General features: G+C 35.9%; 16 protein-coding genes. 7 read left to right on the forward strand and 9 right to left on the reverse strand.

Annotated elements, in window-relative coordinates; translation table 11 throughout:
• Window positions 1–18: 18 nt before the first annotated feature.
• The 3 genes from QUF94_RS17450 to QUF94_RS17460 are packed head-to-tail and all read left to right on the forward strand — an operon-like array spanning window position 19 to window position 3,399.
• On the forward strand, window positions 19–852 hold the full coding sequence (locus tag QUF94_RS17450; RefSeq protein WP_289318420.1) for a carbohydrate ABC transporter permease: 834 nt from the start codon (window positions 19–21) through the stop codon (window positions 850–852).
• Window positions 852–1,673 (forward strand): carbohydrate ABC transporter permease, encoded by an 822-nt coding sequence (locus QUF94_RS17455; RefSeq protein ID WP_063234577.1) that lies wholly within the window; start codon window positions 852–854, stop codon window positions 1,671–1,673. The genes QUF94_RS17450 and QUF94_RS17455 overlap by 1 nt, the downstream gene beginning before the upstream one ends.
• A gap of 52 nt (window positions 1,674–1,725) precedes the next feature.
• Window positions 1,726–3,399 (forward strand): glycoside hydrolase family 13 protein, encoded by a 1,674-nt coding sequence (locus QUF94_RS17460; protein ID WP_289316959.1) that lies wholly within the window; start codon window positions 1,726–1,728, stop codon window positions 3,397–3,399.
• Window positions 3,400–3,805: 406 nt separating this feature from the next.
• Here the strand turns inward: QUF94_RS17460 and QUF94_RS17465 are convergent, their stop codons facing one another.
• On the reverse strand, window positions 3,806–4,570 hold the full coding sequence (locus QUF94_RS17465; RefSeq protein WP_289316960.1) for a hypothetical protein: 765 nt from the start codon (window positions 4,568–4,570) through the stop codon (window positions 3,806–3,808).
• 1,030 nt (window positions 4,571–5,600) lie between these two features.
• Between QUF94_RS17465 and QUF94_RS17470 the strand changes: the two genes are divergently transcribed.
• Window positions 5,601–6,287: an ArsR/SmtB family transcription factor gene (locus QUF94_RS17470; protein WP_289316961.1), complete on the forward strand. Its 687-nt coding sequence runs from the start codon at window positions 5,601–5,603 to the stop codon at window positions 6,285–6,287.
• Between the two features lie 93 nt (window positions 6,288–6,380).
• On the opposite strand, the gene QUF94_RS17475 is transcribed toward QUF94_RS17470, so the two are convergent.
• From QUF94_RS17475 to QUF94_RS17500, 5 genes are all read right to left on the reverse strand, one after another.
• A complete protein-coding gene (locus tag QUF94_RS17475) occupies window positions 6,381–7,268 on the reverse strand; it encodes a DMT family transporter (RefSeq protein ID WP_289316962.1) in 888 nt (295 codons plus the stop codon).
• A 290-nt stretch (window positions 7,269–7,558) separates the two neighbouring features.
• A complete protein-coding gene (gloA2, locus tag QUF94_RS17480; protein WP_289316963.1) occupies window positions 7,559–7,945 on the reverse strand; it encodes an SMU1112c/YaeR family gloxylase I-like metalloprotein in 387 nt (128 codons plus the stop codon).
• Window positions 7,946–8,588: 643 nt separating this feature from the next.
• Window positions 8,589–8,765, reverse strand: coding sequence for a small acid-soluble spore protein H (locus QUF94_RS17490; protein WP_289316964.1), 177 nt, complete (start codon window positions 8,763–8,765; stop codon window positions 8,589–8,591).
• A 264-nt stretch (window positions 8,766–9,029) separates the two neighbouring features.
• On the reverse strand, window positions 9,030–9,461 hold the full coding sequence (locus tag QUF94_RS17495) for a CBS domain-containing protein (RefSeq protein ID WP_289316965.1): 432 nt from the start codon (window positions 9,459–9,461) through the stop codon (window positions 9,030–9,032).
• Between the two features lie 355 nt (window positions 9,462–9,816).
• Window positions 9,817–10,560: an SDR family NAD(P)-dependent oxidoreductase gene (locus tag QUF94_RS17500; RefSeq protein WP_289318421.1), complete on the reverse strand. Its 744-nt coding sequence runs from the start codon at window positions 10,558–10,560 to the stop codon at window positions 9,817–9,819.
• Between the two features lie 289 nt (window positions 10,561–10,849).
• Here QUF94_RS17500 and QUF94_RS17505 point away from each other — a divergent pair, with 289 nt between their 5' ends.
• Entirely contained in the window at window positions 10,850–11,989 is a 1,140-nt protein-coding gene (locus tag QUF94_RS17505; RefSeq protein ID WP_289316966.1) for a LuxR C-terminal-related transcriptional regulator, read from the forward strand.
• A 276-nt stretch (window positions 11,990–12,265) separates the two neighbouring features.
• On the opposite strand, the gene QUF94_RS17510 is transcribed toward QUF94_RS17505, so the two are convergent.
• Complete coding sequence (locus QUF94_RS17510) at window positions 12,266–13,009, reverse strand: TerC family protein (protein ID WP_289316967.1); 744 nt, start codon at window positions 13,007–13,009, stop codon at window positions 12,266–12,268.
• 319 nt (window positions 13,010–13,328) lie between these two features.
• Window positions 13,329–14,135 (reverse strand): class D beta-lactamase, encoded by an 807-nt coding sequence (gene blaOXA / locus QUF94_RS17515; RefSeq protein WP_289316968.1) that lies wholly within the window; start codon window positions 14,133–14,135, stop codon window positions 13,329–13,331.
• A 197-nt stretch (window positions 14,136–14,332) separates the two neighbouring features.
• On the opposite strand from blaOXA, the gene QUF94_RS17520 reads away from it, so the two are divergent.
• Window positions 14,333–14,512 carry an H-type small acid-soluble spore protein gene (locus QUF94_RS17520; RefSeq protein ID WP_289316969.1) on the forward strand — a complete coding sequence of 60 codons (180 nt, stop codon included), beginning with the start codon at window positions 14,333–14,335 and terminating at the stop codon, window positions 14,510–14,512.
• A 45-nt stretch (window positions 14,513–14,557) separates the two neighbouring features.
• On the opposite strand, the gene QUF94_RS17525 is transcribed toward QUF94_RS17520, so the two are convergent.
• Complete coding sequence (locus QUF94_RS17525; protein WP_289316970.1) at window positions 14,558–15,331, reverse strand: GH25 family lysozyme; 774 nt, start codon at window positions 15,329–15,331, stop codon at window positions 14,558–14,560.
• 445 nt (window positions 15,332–15,776) lie between these two features.
• On the opposite strand from QUF94_RS17525, the gene abc-f reads away from it, so the two are divergent.
• Window positions 15,777–17,414, forward strand: coding sequence for a ribosomal protection-like ABC-F family protein (gene abc-f / locus QUF94_RS17530; RefSeq protein ID WP_289316971.1), 1,638 nt, complete (start codon window positions 15,777–15,779; stop codon window positions 17,412–17,414).
• Window positions 17,415–17,471: the final 57 nt, after the last annotated feature.

Genomic DNA, 17,471 nt, shown 5'->3' on the forward strand with positions numbered 1-17,471 from the left:
TCCAAAGCCTATTACTGGATGGTGCTTCCAGCATTTTTAATATTTTTTGTATTTCATACAGTTCCAGTTTTTCAAGGGATGATTTATAGTTTTACAAATTATAAAGGGTATGGGGATTTTAATTTTGTTGGCTTAAAAAACTATGTGAATTTATTCCAAGACCAACGTATTTTGGCTTCCTATGGCTTTACATTTAAATTTGCCATTGTTTCCACTTTACTCGTAAATATCATTAGTTTGTCAATTGCCATAGGACTTAATGCAAAGATTAAATTTCAAAATACACTTAGAGCTGTGTTTTTTGTGCCGAATATTCTAAGCGTATTAATCGTTGGGTTTATCTTTAATTATTTATTTGCATTTTTTATCCCTCAAATTGCTGAAAAGTTGGGCATCACATCTTTAACACAAAATATTCTTGGTAACCCAGATTTAGCATGGGTTGGAATTGTGATTGTGGCTGTATGGCAAGCCGTTGCATTTAATACCATTCTCTATTTAGCAGGATTACAAACGATTCCAACTGAATTGTACGAAGCTGCTAGTTTAGATGGTGCGGGAAAATGGAAAAGTTTTAAACACATTACATTTCCACTTATTGCATCTTTCTTCACCATAAATATGGTGCTTGCGATGAAAAACTTTTTGATGGTATTTGACCATATTATTGCAATGACAAATGGAGGTCCAGGTCAATCCACGGAAGCCATTTCGGTATTGATATATAAAGGGGGCTTCTCAGGGGGGGAGTTCGCTTATCAGGCAGCAAATTCTGTGATCTACTTTATTTTAATTGTGGTTATATCAATCCTGCAAATTAAATTCCTTCAAAAACGTGAGGTGGATATGTAATGGAAAGTAAAAAAGTAAATTGGCCTATAACCATACTGCTAATTTTTTGCTCACTGGTTATCTTATTTCCCCTCTACCTAACAGTCGTGACAGCATTCAAGTCACCAGATGAAATGAGTAAATCCCTTTTGTCTCTGCCTCATACATTAAGATGGGAAAACTTCGCTGAAGCCATTCGCCTGACGAATTTTTTTCAATCTATTAAAAATAGCTTTATCGTTACAGTTTTTACAGTTGCTCTTACATTACTGACAAATTCGATGGTGGCTTATGCCATTGCACGGAATATGCATAGACGATTCTTTAAGTTGCTTTATTACTATTTTGTTAGTGCGATGTTTGTACCTTTTCCGATAATTATGTTGCCTGTTGTAAAGCAAACTAGCCTATTCGGATTAAATAATATGACAGGACTTATCTTTCTGTATATTGTATACGGTTTGGCTTTTAATATTTTTATTTATGTGGGCTATATACGTTCGATTCCCAAGTCATTAGAAGAAGCAGCTTATGTAGATGGAGCAAGTATTTGGACAGTATTTTGGAAAGTTATTTTTCCATTATTAAGCCCAATAAACGCAACAGTCGGAATTTTAACATGTTTGTGGGCATGGAATGATTTTATGTTACCACTTGTTATTTTAAGTGATCGTGATTCGATGACATTGCCGCTTGTTCAATATGTATTCCAGTCACAGTTTACAACAAATTATAACTTAGCATTTGCCTCCTATTTAATGGCACTCTCCCCTATGGTCCTTGTTTATATCATAGCTCAAAAATGGATTATTAGTGGTGTGACAAAAGGTGCTGTTAAATAAGGGGAATATGAGACTGATTAAGAAACAAATTAGAAGTGAAAGGAAGATGAAATTGGAGAAAAAATGGTGGAAAGAAAGTGTTGTTTATCAAATTTATCCTCGGAGTTTCATGGATAGTAATGGGGACGGAATTGGAGATTTACGTGGAATTATTTCAAAACTTGATTATTTAAATGAATTAGGAGTTAATGTCGTTTGGCTATCACCTGTTTTCAAATCTCCAAACGATGATAATGGCTATGATATTAGTGACTATCAAGACATTATGGATGAGTTTGGTACCCTGAATGACTGGGATGAACTTTTGGAAGGATTACATTCACGCAATATGAAATTAATGATGGATCTAGTTGTTAATCACTCATCAGATGAACATAAATGGTTCATTGAATCCCGATCATCAAAAGATGATCCGTACAGAGACTACTATATTTGGCGCCCCGGCAAAGATGGAAAAGAGCCAAACAATTGGACATCAGTTTTTAGTGGTCCAGCTTGGCAATATGATAAAGAAACAGATGAATACTACCTTCATCTGTTTAGCAAAAAACAGCCTGATTTAAATTGGGCAAACCCTACAGTAAGAAAAGAAATTCATGACATGATGATATGGTGGCTTGATAAGGGCATTGATGGTTTTCGAATGGATGTGATTAACCTCATTTCCAAAGCGGAAGGATTGCCCAGCACTCCAGGCGGAAAGCGATACGACTGGGGTGGCGATTTCTTTATGAATGGTCCTCGTGTGCATGAGTATCTACAAGAGATGAATCGTGAGGTACTTTCGAAATATGACATGATGACAGTCGGCGAATGTCCTGGGGCATCCGTTGAAGATGCCACTAAGTATGCGAATAGTGAAGGTACTGAACTAAATATGATTTTCACATTCGAACATATGGATTTAGACTCAGGACCAGGCGGAAAATGGGATGTAAAGCCTTTAAAGCTGGACGATCTTAAAGAATGCATGACAAAATGGCAGAAAGGATTGGAAGGAAAAGGATGGAATAGCCTTTATTTAAACAACCATGATCAACCAAGAATGGTCTCTCGCTTTGGCAATGATACATCTTACCGAGTAGAATCCGCAAAAATGCTTGGAACATTCCTTCATATGATGCAGGGAACGCCTTATATTTATCAAGGTGAGGAAATAGGTATGACAAATGTTAAATTTGGTCTTGATGATTATAAGGATATTGAGATTCTGAATATGTACCGTGAAAAAGTTATAGAGGGTCAAGAGGATAAAGCTAAAGTAATGGAATCCATTTATATTAAAGGCCGTGATAACGCTAGAACTCCTATGCAATGGGACGATAGTAAAAATGCTGGTTTTACAACAAGTACTCCTTGGTTAAAAGTAAATCCAAACTATAGAGAAATTAATGTGAAACAATCATTAGAAGACTCGAATTCTATCTTTTACTACTATCAAAAACTAATTAAGTTAAGAAAAAAATATGACGTAATTGTGTACGGTGCATATGATCTTATTTTAAAAGAAAATGAGCAAATTTATGCGTATATACGTACTTTAGATAACGAAACATTACTTGTTATTTGCAACTTTACAGGGGAAGCAGCCTACTTTGAATTACCAGAACACATTAGCTGTGAAGCTAGACAACTGCTAATCAATAACTACGCGGATCAAAACAGTGATGAAATTTCTTCTAATACATTAAAACCTTATGAAGCGCGCGTTTATCTCTCGAAGTAACGAAAAAAAGTAACCTCGATCATTTTTGACTTTATGCAGAGTTCACCTTTTGATGAACCTATTCTTTTTAAGCATATGCATCGTAAGGTTCGTGTGCGAGGACTTACAATTAATATTCTAAAACTAGATATACGGATACTTTCAGATTAAAAAGGCATGTGTATAGGAATAAAAAATAACTTTATATCCAAAAAACTTACCCATTAGGTAAGTTTTTCTTTTTTTTCGTTTTAAATTACCGATAACAATACTAGTGAATTTAAATGAGTTATTATAATTCATGTTTTTTGCCTTAACCATGTGGATGCAATAACCCTAGAATTTCCGGTTAATTTAACTCTTCTTTTTAATTCTTTAAAGAGCTCAATATTTTCTTTATCCCTCCTGCAAATAAAAAGCACCCAATTTAATGGATGCTTAGATTTCCTTTCTTTCGTAATCTTATTTCAAATTTATCACTGAAAAATTCATTGGCATTAAAAATAGTACTAATGTCTGAAATATCACCTATGTTCACAATTAAGGCTTCATCAACTTCTTGATCTGTGAGAACTATGCGATATTCATATTGATTTTCAAAATATTTATCTTTCCAAAAATAAATATCAGTCCCTTGATTTTTATAAGAGCTCATCCTAGCTGAGGAATTGATGTTATAATCATCATATTTTACCAAGCCCCCTCTGTAAGCATAACCTTTTTCATTGAGTGTTCTAGTAATTCTGTCAATAAATTGCGATGGGGTAACAAAAATTAAGCTATCTCCGAACTCCCTGATCATTTTATCGATTTGTTCATTAGGTAAATCAAATTTGGTATAGTAATATTTTTCATCCTCTTTAACCACTTTTAACATATCGCCAACAATTGCATACATACAATATAATGGTCTTTTTTCATTTATATTTTTTCTGAAATTCATTTTTTTAGTTCGCCCCGACATTATTAATTCATTGGTATCTTGAGTAAAGAAATTCATGGTTAATTCCGTAAAAACATGTGCTGCTTCAAATTTGTCTCCTACACCTTTTTCTCCTGAAGCACTTTCTATATCAATATACTTTTTGAAATTATTCATATATAAATCTCCAGACAAAAAACTTTCCACAAAAGGTGTGAACTTTATAAATCCAAAAACTTGACCTTTAAATCCAACGTCTGATATTTTCATATTCTTCATTCCCTCCTTTTTGACTACTAAATTCTACAAAAGGGACTATTCACCGGTATTTATTCCAAGACTATTAAGGAACGTTTACATTAGTGAACATGTAAGAATGTATGCCTAGTTTACAAAGAATATACTTCAGTAAAAAACGCTTATCCAAAGGTAGACAGTCCTTCTTCTTTACAGTCTTCTTTTTAACCTCTCCTGATTTCATAATCTCTCCCCAATAAAAAAGCACCCAATTTAACGGATGCCCCCAATTTATCTCATTCATTTTATCAATAAAATCCTTATATAAACGACTCAAAATATAATGTTCTTGACACCTGGGTCTTTCCCCTTTTCCATTTCATTATTATTTCTGGTTAGACAAAAACACTTCTCCTGCTTCCAAATTAAAACCACGGTTAACCGTTTATAAAAGTTATGTTAAAAAATGTTCACTAAAAGCAAAGACCATTAATTTCTTTCGAGTGAGGATTCTGTTGGTGAAGTTGTCCTTTTTTCATTTGTATTACTTTAATGCCACTTAATTAGGATACATTCCCTGGCTGTTAATGCCGCATCTGAAGTAGGATCTTCCTTTTACATCAAAAAAAACCTTCGAATATAGATCGTCAAAAACCTTCCAGTATTCTGGAAACAATTGAACCTTTTTCATTACCCGTCAAGCCTTTCGGTGAAGTGAAATTCAATAGGGTGCCAACGGATTTTAAGTCTTCATGGATACGTCAAATCTTTTATAATCTATGATTACTCCCTTCACTGCGATTTGGACCATTTTATCGGCCGTTTTCATTCTGCATATATGCCGCGAAAAAATACGAAATAAACACTATCCGCTTTTATTGTGGGGTCCAATATCCTTTTTCAAATTTAATTAAAGCAGAAATCGTGAATTACCGAATATCACTAGGACAGCGGTACTGTATAATGGAAGTATAAGTTTACCTATTTTTAATGCTAATTAATTGGCGTTCAGCTTATTAACTAAAACTTAACTAATCTATCGGCAGAAAGGTTGGTAACTATTTTGAGTATAAATCCAAATATGGCGGAGGTAGCCTCCCTCCTTGGGGAAACGTCACGTGCAACAATACTTACAAGTTTACTGGACGGACGTTTTCATACGGCAGGTGAATTAGCATTGATGGCTGTAATAACACCACAAACCGCCAGCTTTCACCTCTCAAAATTAGTGGAAGGGAACCTTATTAATGTTGAAAAACACGGGCGACATCGTTACTATCAGCTAGCAAATGGAGAAATTGCGCGCATTTTAGAATCATTTCTTGCCATTTCCCCACCGCCTGAAGTTCGGTCGTTAAAACAATCAAGCCAAGTTAAAATGCTTCAGGAAGCCAGAACTTGCTATGATCATTTGGCCGGAAAACTAGGAGTCGATCTAACTGAATCGATGTTGAAAGCCGGATATTTGAAAAAAGAAGAGAGAGAATTTGCAGTTACACCCAAAGGAGATCATTTTTTTTCTGAATTCGGCATCGATTTACTTGATTTAAGAAGAAAACGCCGTTCATTTTCCCATTCTTGTTTAGACTGGAGTGAACGTCATCATCATCTTGGTGGAGCTTTAGGAAATGGACTCCTTACACATTTTTTTGATTTAGGCTGGATAGTCCGTGTTCCATCTATTCGCGCAGTAAAAGTAACACCTGAAGGGAAAGAAGGATTTAAAGAAGTTTTTTGTATAGAGGTATAATATGATATTCCCTCATTAGTGGATAGAAAAGGGGCTCTTTCTTTTTCACCATGAGGGAATTTCTGTCCTTTGCAGCTTAGAACAATCCTACGATTACTCTAAAGCTTTTTTAACTAATTTATTTTCCTTTTGGAACTGGCCATTTACAAGATAGATGCCTATGATAATAAACAGTCCGCCAATTAGGAGTGAAGTGTATATCTTTTCACCTAATAGTGCCCATCCTGATAATACACCGAAGAAAGGTGCCAAAAATAAAAAGGCACTCGTTTTTCCCGGATCACTCTTTTGTAAAAGGTAATACCAAACTGCAAATTGCACAATCGATGACATGATACTTAACCATAATAAAATGAATAACGAATTTCCACTAATTATGAAAAATGGTTTCTCAAGAGTAAAGCTGCCAAGTAAAAGCAGTAAACCACCAAAAAGCATCTGATAGGCAGATAAAACCCATGTATCGAAAATCGCTCCCCATTTTTTCGCCAATAAAGTGGAAATGGCCCAGAAAATAGCAGAAAGAATGCCGAAAAGAATGCCAATCTTAAATTCAAGTTGCGCTCCCATCGTAATAATTACTCCCACTAATCCTAATAAAACTCCAATCCATTGATATAGTTTATAGCGTGTTTGTGAAAAAATTGTACCGAATACAACAACGAGTAACGGGTTCGTGAAAGTAAGAATAGAGGATTCACTTGCTGTAATAGTGCGTAAACTCAGGAAAATGCACCCCATTACTCCGGCTGTTTGAAAAGTGCCAATAATAAGCATTTTTATCCAATCCCCTTTAGTGTTTGGATGCGGTCTTCTTAACAAGATTACGATCATCGCCATTATGAACCCGGCAAGTGTGAAGCGTAATGCTGCTAATAATAATGGCGATGAATAAGGTAGACCAATTTTAACTACCGCAAAAGAAGAACCCATTAAAAATGTCGTTAAAAGTATCAACAATGTAAATTTGAAAACATTCATTTTTTTATCTCCTGACATATTTAAATGACCGATCTATAGCTATTATAGCTGGTGATTATTTCAGCTATTATCGAAATATGGAATGCAAGTGGAGATAAATTTATTAGTATCGACATATCATAGGGAAGCTTCATAGTTTAATTGGCATAACTAACTTCTTTAAATCATCGTATTCATCTATTGAAATCAACTAAAAAAAATAAAGTTTACCTCAATTCCCGAACCATCACCTCTCCTAACAGACTTCATGCCTTAAAGTTCACTCATCTTCCTAGCTAAGCTTGTAATTCCTACTTTTCATATATTTCAAGTGGCAGATCATCCGGATCACAAAAAAAAGTAAATCTTTTTCCTGTTAACTCATCAACACGGATAGGTTCGACTGGAATGTTTTCTTTTTCCAAATCTTTAACAGCTTGATTAATATCTTCCACTTCAAAAGCAAGATGTCTTAGCCCTTTTGCTTCTGGATAACTTAGACGATTGGGGCTTTCAGGAAATGAGAACAATTCCAGCTGATATTCCCCTCCGACCATTAAATCCAATTTATACGACTTCCTTTCTGCCCGATATGTTTCCTTCTCGATATCACACCCTAAAACATTTACATAGAAGTTTTTTGATTTTTCATAATCGGAACAAATTATCGCTACATGATGTATTTTTTTTACCTTCATTTGCTTCCTCCCTAAAAAGACTTTGGTTAGTATGTTAACGTAGCGTCCGCCCCTATGGGATATGATTCCGTCAACTAAATAGTTCGCCCCTACTTGTAGAAATTGGTTGTGACTAGATCTCGTTTAACAAGCGAAGGTGCGATACTACATGGATGAAATAGGCGATTGATCCAGCTCTAGACCTACGTAACATTATAAGGCAGCAGCATGCATATTTGTACAAACTAAACTAAAATTCCAAGCAGTTTTGGATAAGGTATTTCCTGAGTGATTTAGAGTTCAGTATTTAGATGTTTCTGGTACATTCAAAAGACTTTAAATCGAATTATCAAAAGAGGTGCAAGCAGGCTACGATAGTCATTGAATAAGGCTGTTATATAAGCCATTCGGGATTGTCGCAAAAAAGAAAACGACTGATGAAATCATTCACCTCAACAAGAGATTACGAGAGTTTTAGGATAGAACGTGAAGAAGGAATGCCCTTTAAAGTAGCATGTTGGATTCATGCGCTAGGTTTATGAAGTTGAAGCCTACGATATTCAGGACCTTTGCATCATGATAAAAACCCCTTGGTCTCAAGGGGTTTTTATACATTCAATTACGACAAGCCAGTGACCCAAGTAACACGCTCTCACTTGATGGGCTATTCTTTTAAATTGGATAAAGGGACCTCTTGTTCATTCTCTGGTTCATCAAGAGGATAGATTCTAGCTGTTTCATTATTTTCATCCACATTTTGAATATAGATTGGAACCTCATTGTGGGTTACATTAGCCATAACTGGTGAAGCCGCAATCTCTTTTGCTCGTTGTTTGTTCATTATATTGACCTCATTTTGATTTGGAATTTTTATAATGTTTATTTACAATTCTTTAATTATTTTTATCATTGGAGCCAGGAAACAAATCCGAAAATATACTTTAAGAACCCTATGTTTCTGACTGTACCCGTTTCTCAATCGAATAAAGGAAAATCATCCGGACCGTTAAGAATAAAAGATGAACTTTATCAACTTTAATTGGTTATCTCATGCGTCAGATTGGGTAAAACCCTAGACCGCTCATGGATCCATTTTTTGCATCGATTAATGTTCTAAATGAGTAGATTCAGAAATGTGACTTAACGCTTCACCAGCTTCATTAACATGAATATCCACTGTTACAAGATCACCAATAGCACAAATACCAACAATTTCATCATTTTCTACAATAGGAATACGACGGATTTGATGATCGGCCATCATACGGGCACATTCGTGTGCATCTGTATCCGGATCACAAGTGATTACATTCGAAGTCATAGAATCATGGCAATGAGAAGTATTGCAATCTTTACCGTCTGCCACACAATTCAAAATGATATCACGATCTGTAATCATGCCTATGACTTTCTTACCTTCACATACTGGAACGGAACCACAATTGATATCTCGCATAATTCTTGCTGCTGCTGTTACAGAATCATGTGGTGCACATACCTTCACATCTTTGGTCATAATGTCACGTACCGTTGTCATGTTTATCATCCGCCTTTATCAATAATTTTTATCGACTATGATATTTTTCACTGTTTTTTAAAAGTTATTCCTACTACTTGAAAAGCACCTCATTGTAAAACAACATTCGCGGCATAAACACTCTATGGATCAATATAATATAGTCCTATTATCGTAAAGGAAATACAAAAACGCCTGTCAACGGTAAATGGCTGACTGTAACGTAGTGGAAAGAATTTCGAGGGGTTAAATGTAAAAAAGAGCCCTTCCGTATGAATGCTCATCTTACGGAAAAAGCTCTAAAATAAATGTAACTAGTGCATCAAACGAAGTGTACCGATTGAGAACCACCGATTAATCCTTGGGTGTAAAAGCTTTATACTGCCGTATATCCGCCGTCTACAATAAGGCTTGTGCCTGTTACAAATGATGCATCATCACTTGCAAGGAAGAGAACAGCCTTAGCCACTTCTTCCGCTCTGCCTAAACGGCCGATTGGATGTAAATCGATTAAACCTTGTCGTATCTCACCTTGCGCTTCCGCAATAAGTGGTGTATCGATATAACCTGGGCAAACTGCATTGACACGAATGCCATCTTTCGCATAAGTCGAACCTAACGTTTGTGTTAATAGCTTAACCCCGCCTTTTGCTGCAGAATAAGCTGTTACCCCCGGTTTCCCAGCATGGCTATGGATGGAGCCTGTATTGACAATGGCACCACCAGTGGATTGTTTCCGCATTTGCTCTATCGCATATTTATCAGATAGGAAGACACCGGATAAATTAATATCAATTGTTCTTTGCCATTGCTCATAGCTTAACTCATGTATGTTTCCGTCTCTTGCAATCCCTGCATTTGCAAACATGATATCCAGTTTTCCATATTTGTTAACCGTTTCTTCGATCATATTCTTAATGTCATTTTCATTCGTCACATCGGTTTTAACAAAAAGAGTATCATACCCTTTTCCATTTAACTCATCTGATACAGCTTGTCCATGATCTGCAAAATCTGCAATGACCACCTTTGCTCCTTCTTCTGCAAATAATTGAACCGTACTGGCTCCAATCCCACTTGCTCCCCCTGTTACGATCGCCACTTTGTTTTCAAGTCTCATCATATATCCAGATCTCCTTTACTTTTTTCTATGCAACAGATTCCTCGAGAACCAGAAATCCTCATCCCTAGAGGTTCTCCCTAGACGATGATTCATATACCATTCAATGAAAGCTGACTACAATAAGCAATCCTTATGAAATAGAAAAGCCAATAAAAAGCTTCATTGTATGTTCATACCTTTATTCTACTCCTCACAATTTGAAATACTATCCTATAAAGTGCTGTACAATAATAGGGTAAGCCTCCCCCTTTTATAGGGGCATTTTGTTTAAGGAGAAGGAATTCGCATGGCTCAACCTTTACATGCATATGAAGAAATAACATTTCGGCAATTCATATTATTCATAAAAAGTCATAACAAACAGATTGAAGAAAATATCAATATTTATTTGAATCTAGAGCCCTTCATATTAGAACCTGAACGTAAGATGATACAATCCTTACTGGACTCATTTTTACTATTTTTATCCGCTCCAAACATCGAGGACATAAGAGACACTTCCGAAAAGCATTTGGACACATGGCTGCAATCACATTTACCCATTTTAAATGTGAATCATTTCAGTATGTTCCGATTAATCTTTGAAAAGGCCATCGTTACCTTAATGGTAAACCTGAAACATGCCCAAACCATATCCATTCTTATGTTCTTATTATCCATTTTCTCTCATCTTATCCATAGCTATAACAAATGGGTGGATGACGAACCTGGGCAGCATTCTAAAACCATTCAAGAGAATGCAGAACTAAAAAGACTGCAGCTACTGGACCAATTAGATGAACTTCTGATTAACTCAGCAGGATTTAAAGATTTTGCTTTTATCCTAAAAAAATGTGAAGAATTCTTTAACTATAAAAGATGTGTTTTTTATGCTTATATTCCTTGGTCCAATCAATGGTACGGGACCATTGGATCGGAGTTGCCAAAGGTTCAAAGCATGAGGGGCCAACTCAGCTTGAAGCAATCCATGGTGTTCAATTCCAAAAAACCGGTATATTTAAAGGATCCCCATAATTACATTAAAGAGGAACATATACAGTTATTTAATCTTTCATCGGTCATTTTTGTACCCATTGTTCATGAACAGCAAGTGTTCGGTTGGCTGACCTTCGATCAATTAGGAGAGGAATTCGATTATTCAATAGATGAACTGACTTTACTTGATCAGGTCGGAAAACGGCTAGGTTTATATTTATCAAGAAAGGATGATGAGGTATCATTTGGTTCCGACATACAATTGACGGAAAGGGAATCCATGATTCTAAATTTGCTGGCAGAGGGATATAACAATAAAAAAATGGCCGAATTATTGCAATTAAGCGAGCATACCGTTAGAGATTATGTAAGCAGTTTAATGACAAAGTTTAAAGCTAAAAACCGTACACAAGTAGTCGTTTATGGATTTCGCTTAGGTCTATTAAAGTAAAATCGGCATTTTTTATTAGTTCTTCATCAAATAGGTCTGTTACAGTTACTAGAGCTTGAAAAACTGAATACAACTATCGTTAGTATTTTCCTTGCAATTGCAAAGGGTCAAATTTTCTTTGCTTCATAATGTAAAAAAGTTCAATCACAGGTATGTATATAATAAAGTTCAATCTACCGCCAAAACTTTTTAGCTCTAAAATTAAAATAAAGACCGAAGTTTTACATCGGTCTTTATTTTTTTGAAATTTTTATTCATTACAATTGAATATCCTTATTAACCTTCACCTTTTTTTTCTGTTTTTCCAGATAAAAACCATCCGCCTACAGCAATAAGAAGCATGACTGACCAAAAGATTATATTCCAAATGGGTCCTTCAACAAAATCGTGAGGGATAATGTGCACAGATGGATGCGCAAGGGTATGCATTAATAACTTAACCCCTACCCAACCAACGATTAACATGGCTGCCGTTTCGAGGCTAGGTCGCTCCGTCAGTATCTTAACGAAGTACCCTGCTGCAAACCGGATGACGATTAAACCTGCAATTGCTCCTAATAAAATAACAATGAATTTTGCCCCATCCATACCTCCTATATCACCCATTGGTGTATCTGGCAAGGCAATGACAAGAGCGACTGCAGCTAAAATGGAATCAATAGCAAAAGCAATATCAGCTAATGCAATTTGTGCAACGGTCATACGGTAGCTTTTCCCTTTTTCCTCTTTGTCCCCATGGTCCTTTTTTAGTAAATGCTTTAATGCAATGAAAATCAAATATGCAGCCCCGATTGCCTGAACTTGCCAAACATGGAAAAGGTACGAAATAATAAAGATGGCACCAATCCTAAAAATAAATGCCAATAGCAATCCAATATTGATCGCTTTTTTTTGCTGTTCTTTTGGTAAATGCTTTGACATAATGGCTAAAACCAATGCATTATCAGCAGATAATAAACCTTCTAAAAAAATTAAAATAATTAAAACCCAGCCATATTCCAATAATAACGATAGTTCCATAATACCCCCTATAAGCATGTTAAAGTATGTGTAATTACCTTCAAACCCTCCAACACTTTCTCTTCAATATTGTCCCATGTATCAACTTCCTTATTCAACACTTCCGTCCTGTTAGCTCCATAAGAAAAAGAGCTGCCGAAGCAACTCCCTTATTGAAGTAAAGCATCCGTTAACTCTATACTATATTCTTTTATGCTTACACTTAGTTCCCATTGAAAAAGATTGGAATTTAAATTTTCAATTTGACTAATCCAAATATTTCATTAAGTTCGGTAAGCATCACCTCGGTTGAATTACCAAATGAGGTATTAGTCCCTACCTACTCTGCCATTAAATGATATTTCTTTAAAATGTCCATTGTGATGTTTTTAGCGTCTGCTGAAGTACCGGAGATATTCGTTACAAAGACATAGTCACGATCCTTTGTTTCAATAAAGCCAACATACCAGCCAATGTTTGACCCCTGTCCTGTTTTTCCGTAAAGCGTATAGTTGTCCCCTTCAGATTGGATCATCATCCGTTTTACGGTTTTCATGACATCCTTATCAAAAGGAAGTTTCTCTGTATATAAATTTTCCATAAAATCCGCTTGTTCAATGGATGAAATTTTGAGTGAACTACTTAGCCAAAACTGATCGATTCCGCCACTAATATCTTCGTTGCCATATGAAATCTTATGAACCCACTCCTCCATTCGACTCTTTCCAATGTCACGGGCCATGGCTTGATAGTACCAAACAACGGAGTTCCTTAGACCAGACCCAAGCGTATGATCCTGGTTCCAAACCTCAATTTCCCGTTTCACTCCGTCCCAATATTTAATGTCATATTCATCTTCAACAGCCCCTACCTGTAATCCAATGAGTGCATTAGGCACCTTAAATGTCGATTGCGGCGCAAAACTTTGTTCAGCTCGATCATTATTATGGATGAAAGTCCTGCCTTTTTTCATTTCACGTAATATGAAAGTTCCGTCGCGTTCAGCAAAAAATTCATCGACGTCAAGCTTCTTAATGTTTAGGTTAACCGTGGCAGCATTGGCTTCACTTGGTTGTTGCAAGCATGTAAACAGAACGGCTGCACCAATTAGTATTAAAAGGACTGCCAGGACCTTAAGTCTTTTCATATTAATCACCTCGAATTCATTTTTACAATCATATCCATTCTAGCAGATTTACCCAATATTTTTAAGATTAAGAATTGTCACCTTTTTATTAAGTACATGAAACGCTAGAAGGGTTAATTTTTTACTATCCTTAAAAACGAATAAAATTCAGTCTTTCCCCAAATAATAGGTAGACTAATTAGCAGGGAGGGATTTATGTGGATGTTAATCGTGTAAAACAGATACTTTCTTCTTCATCTGACATTGAGGTGAGATATAATGGCACTTCAGTATGGATTGATAATTTAAATGAAGATGGAAGAACGGCTACAGTTCATCTAAGAGGACCATTAGAGGAAAGATCAGAAGTAGCAATTGACGAACTTAAAGAAATATAAGGAATATCAAAAATAAGCTCCTCTCGTAATGAGAAGAGCCTTTACTTATTTCAACCTTAATTTTTGACCGATATAAATTTTGTCGGGGTCTTTAATTCCGTTAAGACTAACAAGAGATTTTACCGTTGTTTTATGTTTTTTTGCAATGAAGCTAAGCGTGTCGCCTTTTGTTACAGTATAAGTTGTGGATGTTTCGTTATTCAATGCACGGGAGTTGTGCGTCCTAAAAGTATTTATTGTATTTGTAAAATCCCTATAGGCTATATTCAAATCCACCTTTGTGCTGATCCCGCTTATCTTACCTGAATCAGAATGCTGCCAAATATCTGTGCTGCGTCCCAACGTGCTGTTGTATCTGGCAATCCACAAAGCGTAGTTCGTAAACCTTGATTCATCTAAAGTATTTTCGAGAAAGTATTTACCTGTATACAGCATAGCCGTGTATCCAGCCTCTTCAATAGCTTCTAAAAAAGCTATTGCTGCATCTGTCAGCGTTTCTTTCTTTGCCTCTTTTTTATTTTCTTCAAGGTCAAGAACAACAGGATAGTTTAGAGCAATAGAGCTTATCGAATCCAGAAAATAAGCAGCCTCAGCCTTTGCTTCTGCAACAGTAGCAAACTTTGCATAATGATAGGCCCCGACTTTCAATCCCGCTGTCAAAGCTTGAGGGGCATTTTCTTTAAAATAAGAGAGTTTAGAATAACTCGTTCCCTCGGTTGCTTTAATAAATACAAACTTCACGCCGGCCTTTGCAACTTCATTCCAATTAATAGTACCTTGCCAATGTGAAACATCGATTCCCTTTATATTTCTTTCCATATTAATATCCTCCTCAAGGGAACAACCCTATGGTTGTGTATGATTTTATCACACAGCCCTTATAAACACCCCATGCTACAGGACTATTACCCACCTTATAATAAGATACATGATTGAGTAAAATCATTAATAAATCGTTAAATTTAGTTTGAAAGTAAACTATTTATGCTGCTTACTTTTGTTTTCAAAGATTATTTTATGCTATACTGATTTCATTAATAGCAGAAGGGATGATGGGTGGCCGATGATTAACTAATCTTATTTTTAAAAATTTGAAATCACATATTTCAAATCAAACGAAATAGGATTAGTCTGCCCATTTTCTATAAATTGTCGAGCTATATTGAAAATAGCTCTTATTTGATCATGCACAGGTACGACTAATCCTTCCAAATGAACTGGGAGGATTTTTTTTATTCTCCCTTTAAGGAGAGGGATGGATTATATGAAAGAACTATTAAAATTAGCCAATATTAGCTATGAAGTAATGGACCTTACCATTTTTGAAAATGTAAACGCCAGTGTTCAACAAGGGGATATCATCGGTGTCATCGGCAAAAATGGTGCCGGTAAATCTACGTTGTTGCAATTGATTAATAATGACTTAGTGCCTGCACAAGGACAAATTCAATGGCTTCAGCAAGACTTGAAAGTTTTTATGGTCGAACAAGAAACTGAATCGCATTCTTTCGAAGATAAGACCCCTTTTGAAGTCAAATTACTAGATAAAATGCATGTACCAAGCCATGACTTCGCGCAATTAAGCGGTGGAGAAAAACTGAAAGCCCGACTTGCAAAAGGTCTTTCAAAAGATGCAGACCTTTTACTATTGGATGAACCGACAAACCATCTTGATGCGGAAAGTTTAGAATTCCTCAATGGACAAATTAAAAATTATAAAGGTACCATTATTTTTGTTTCTCACGATCGTTATTTTTTGGATGCTGTTGCAACGAAAATTTGGTCGATCGAAGGTAAAAAGATAATTGAACACAGAGGGAATTATTCGAGTTATATGGAGGTTCGCAAACAGAAAAGACTTACGCAACAACGTGAATATGAAAAACAGCAAAAAATGGTTGAACGGATCGAAGGACAAATGAAGGAAATCACTTCTTGGTCGAAAAAAGCCCATGCCCAATCGACGAAAAAGGAAGGAGTTAAAGAATACTATCGCGTAAAAGCAAAGCGAATGGATGCACAAGTAAAATCTAAACAAAAGCGTCTTGAAAAAGAGCTTGAAAAAGCAAAAGCTGAGCCTGTTGAGTCAGATTATACTGTCCGCTTTTCAATTAAAGCAAACAACAAATCCGGCAAACGTTTTTTGGAAGTTAAGAATTTAACTAAGTCTTTTAACGGGCGAACACTATTTAAAAGCGTCAATTTCACGATTCAGCATGGTGAGAAGGTTTCAGTAATAGGTCCCAATGGTAGTGGAAAGACTACATTATTAAAAATAATTCTTGGACATGAAACTTTTTCGGGCGATGTATGGATTTCACCATCTTCAAAAATTGGCTATTTGACGCAAGAAGTGTTTGATTTACCTCTTGATCAAACACCAGCACAGCTATTTCATAAAGAAACATTCGAGGCAAGAGGTAGAGTTCAAACTTTAATGAAGCATTTAGGATTCATGACATCTCATTGGACAGAACCCATTAGGAATATGAGTATGGGTGAGCGTGTGAAATGTAAGTTAATGGAATATATATTAAAAGAAAAAGATGTGCTTATTTTGGATGAGCCGACAAATCACCTAGACTTAGCTTCACGGGAACAACTTGAAGATACCTTAGCACAGTATACTGGAACACTGATCGTCGTTTCGCATGATCGATATTTTCTCGAAAAAACGACAAGCAGCAAACTCGTCATTTCGGATAATCGTATACAAAAGCAATTGTTTGAATCATCCTCAAAAAGAGATGATCTGGAGGAACTACGATTAACACTTGAAACAGAAAGACAAGAGGTTTTAGGAAAGCTCAGCTTTATGACTTCAAAAGATAAAGCGTATACAGAACTCGACAAGAAGTTTAATGAGCTTACGAAAAAAATAAATGAACTTCGTGACAGATGACTACCGATGTTAATGTCCCCCCTGCCGGTGCTCTAGGATTGTCCATAGGTGTGATTG

Source organism: Peribacillus sp. NJ4, from assembly GCF_030348345.1.
Taxonomy (GTDB): Bacteria; Bacillota; Bacilli; order Bacillales; family DSM-1321; genus Peribacillus.

What these genes read in the sequence shown, in the direction of transcription:
- QUF94_RS17475 (WP_289316962.1), bottom strand. Translation starts at nt 7,268, where the DNA reads ATGAATGTTTTCAAATTTACATTGTTGATACTTTTAACGACATTTTTA.
- QUF94_RS17490 (WP_289316964.1), bottom strand. Translation starts at nt 8,765, where the DNA reads ATGAACAAACAACGAGCAAAAGAGATTGCGGCTTCACCAGTTATGGCT.
- abc-f (WP_289316971.1), top strand. Translation starts at nt 15,777, where the DNA reads ATGAAAGAACTATTAAAATTAGCCAATATTAGCTATGAAGTAATGGAC.
- QUF94_RS17455 (WP_063234577.1), top strand. Translation starts at nt 852, where the DNA reads ATGGAAAGTAAAAAAGTAAATTGGCCTATAACCATACTGCTAATTTTT.
- QUF94_RS17500 (WP_289318421.1), bottom strand. Translation starts at nt 10,560, where the DNA reads ATGAGACTTGAAAACAAAGTGGCGATCGTAACAGGGGGAGCAAGTGGG.
- gloA2 (WP_289316963.1), bottom strand. Translation starts at nt 7,945, where the DNA reads ATGAAGGTAAAAAAAATACATCATGTAGCGATAATTTGTTCCGATTAT.
- QUF94_RS17450 (WP_289318420.1), top strand. Translation starts at nt 19, where the DNA reads ATGGTGCTTCCAGCATTTTTAATATTTTTTGTATTTCATACAGTTCCA.
- QUF94_RS17505 (WP_289316966.1), top strand. Translation starts at nt 10,850, where the DNA reads ATGGCTCAACCTTTACATGCATATGAAGAAATAACATTTCGGCAATTC.
- blaOXA (WP_289316968.1), bottom strand. Translation starts at nt 14,135, where the DNA reads ATGAAAAGACTTAAGGTCCTGGCAGTCCTTTTAATACTAATTGGTGCA.
- QUF94_RS17465 (WP_289316960.1), bottom strand. Translation starts at nt 4,570, where the DNA reads ATGAAAATATCAGACGTTGGATTTAAAGGTCAAGTTTTTGGATTTATA.
- QUF94_RS17510 (WP_289316967.1), bottom strand. Translation starts at nt 13,009, where the DNA reads ATGGAACTATCGTTATTATTGGAATATGGCTGGGTTTTAATTATTTTA.
- QUF94_RS17525 (WP_289316970.1), bottom strand. Translation starts at nt 15,331, where the DNA reads ATGGAAAGAAATATAAAGGGAATCGATGTTTCACATTGGCAAGGTACT.
- QUF94_RS17495 (WP_289316965.1), bottom strand. Translation starts at nt 9,461, where the DNA reads ATGACAACGGTACGTGACATTATGACCAAAGATGTGAAGGTATGTGCA.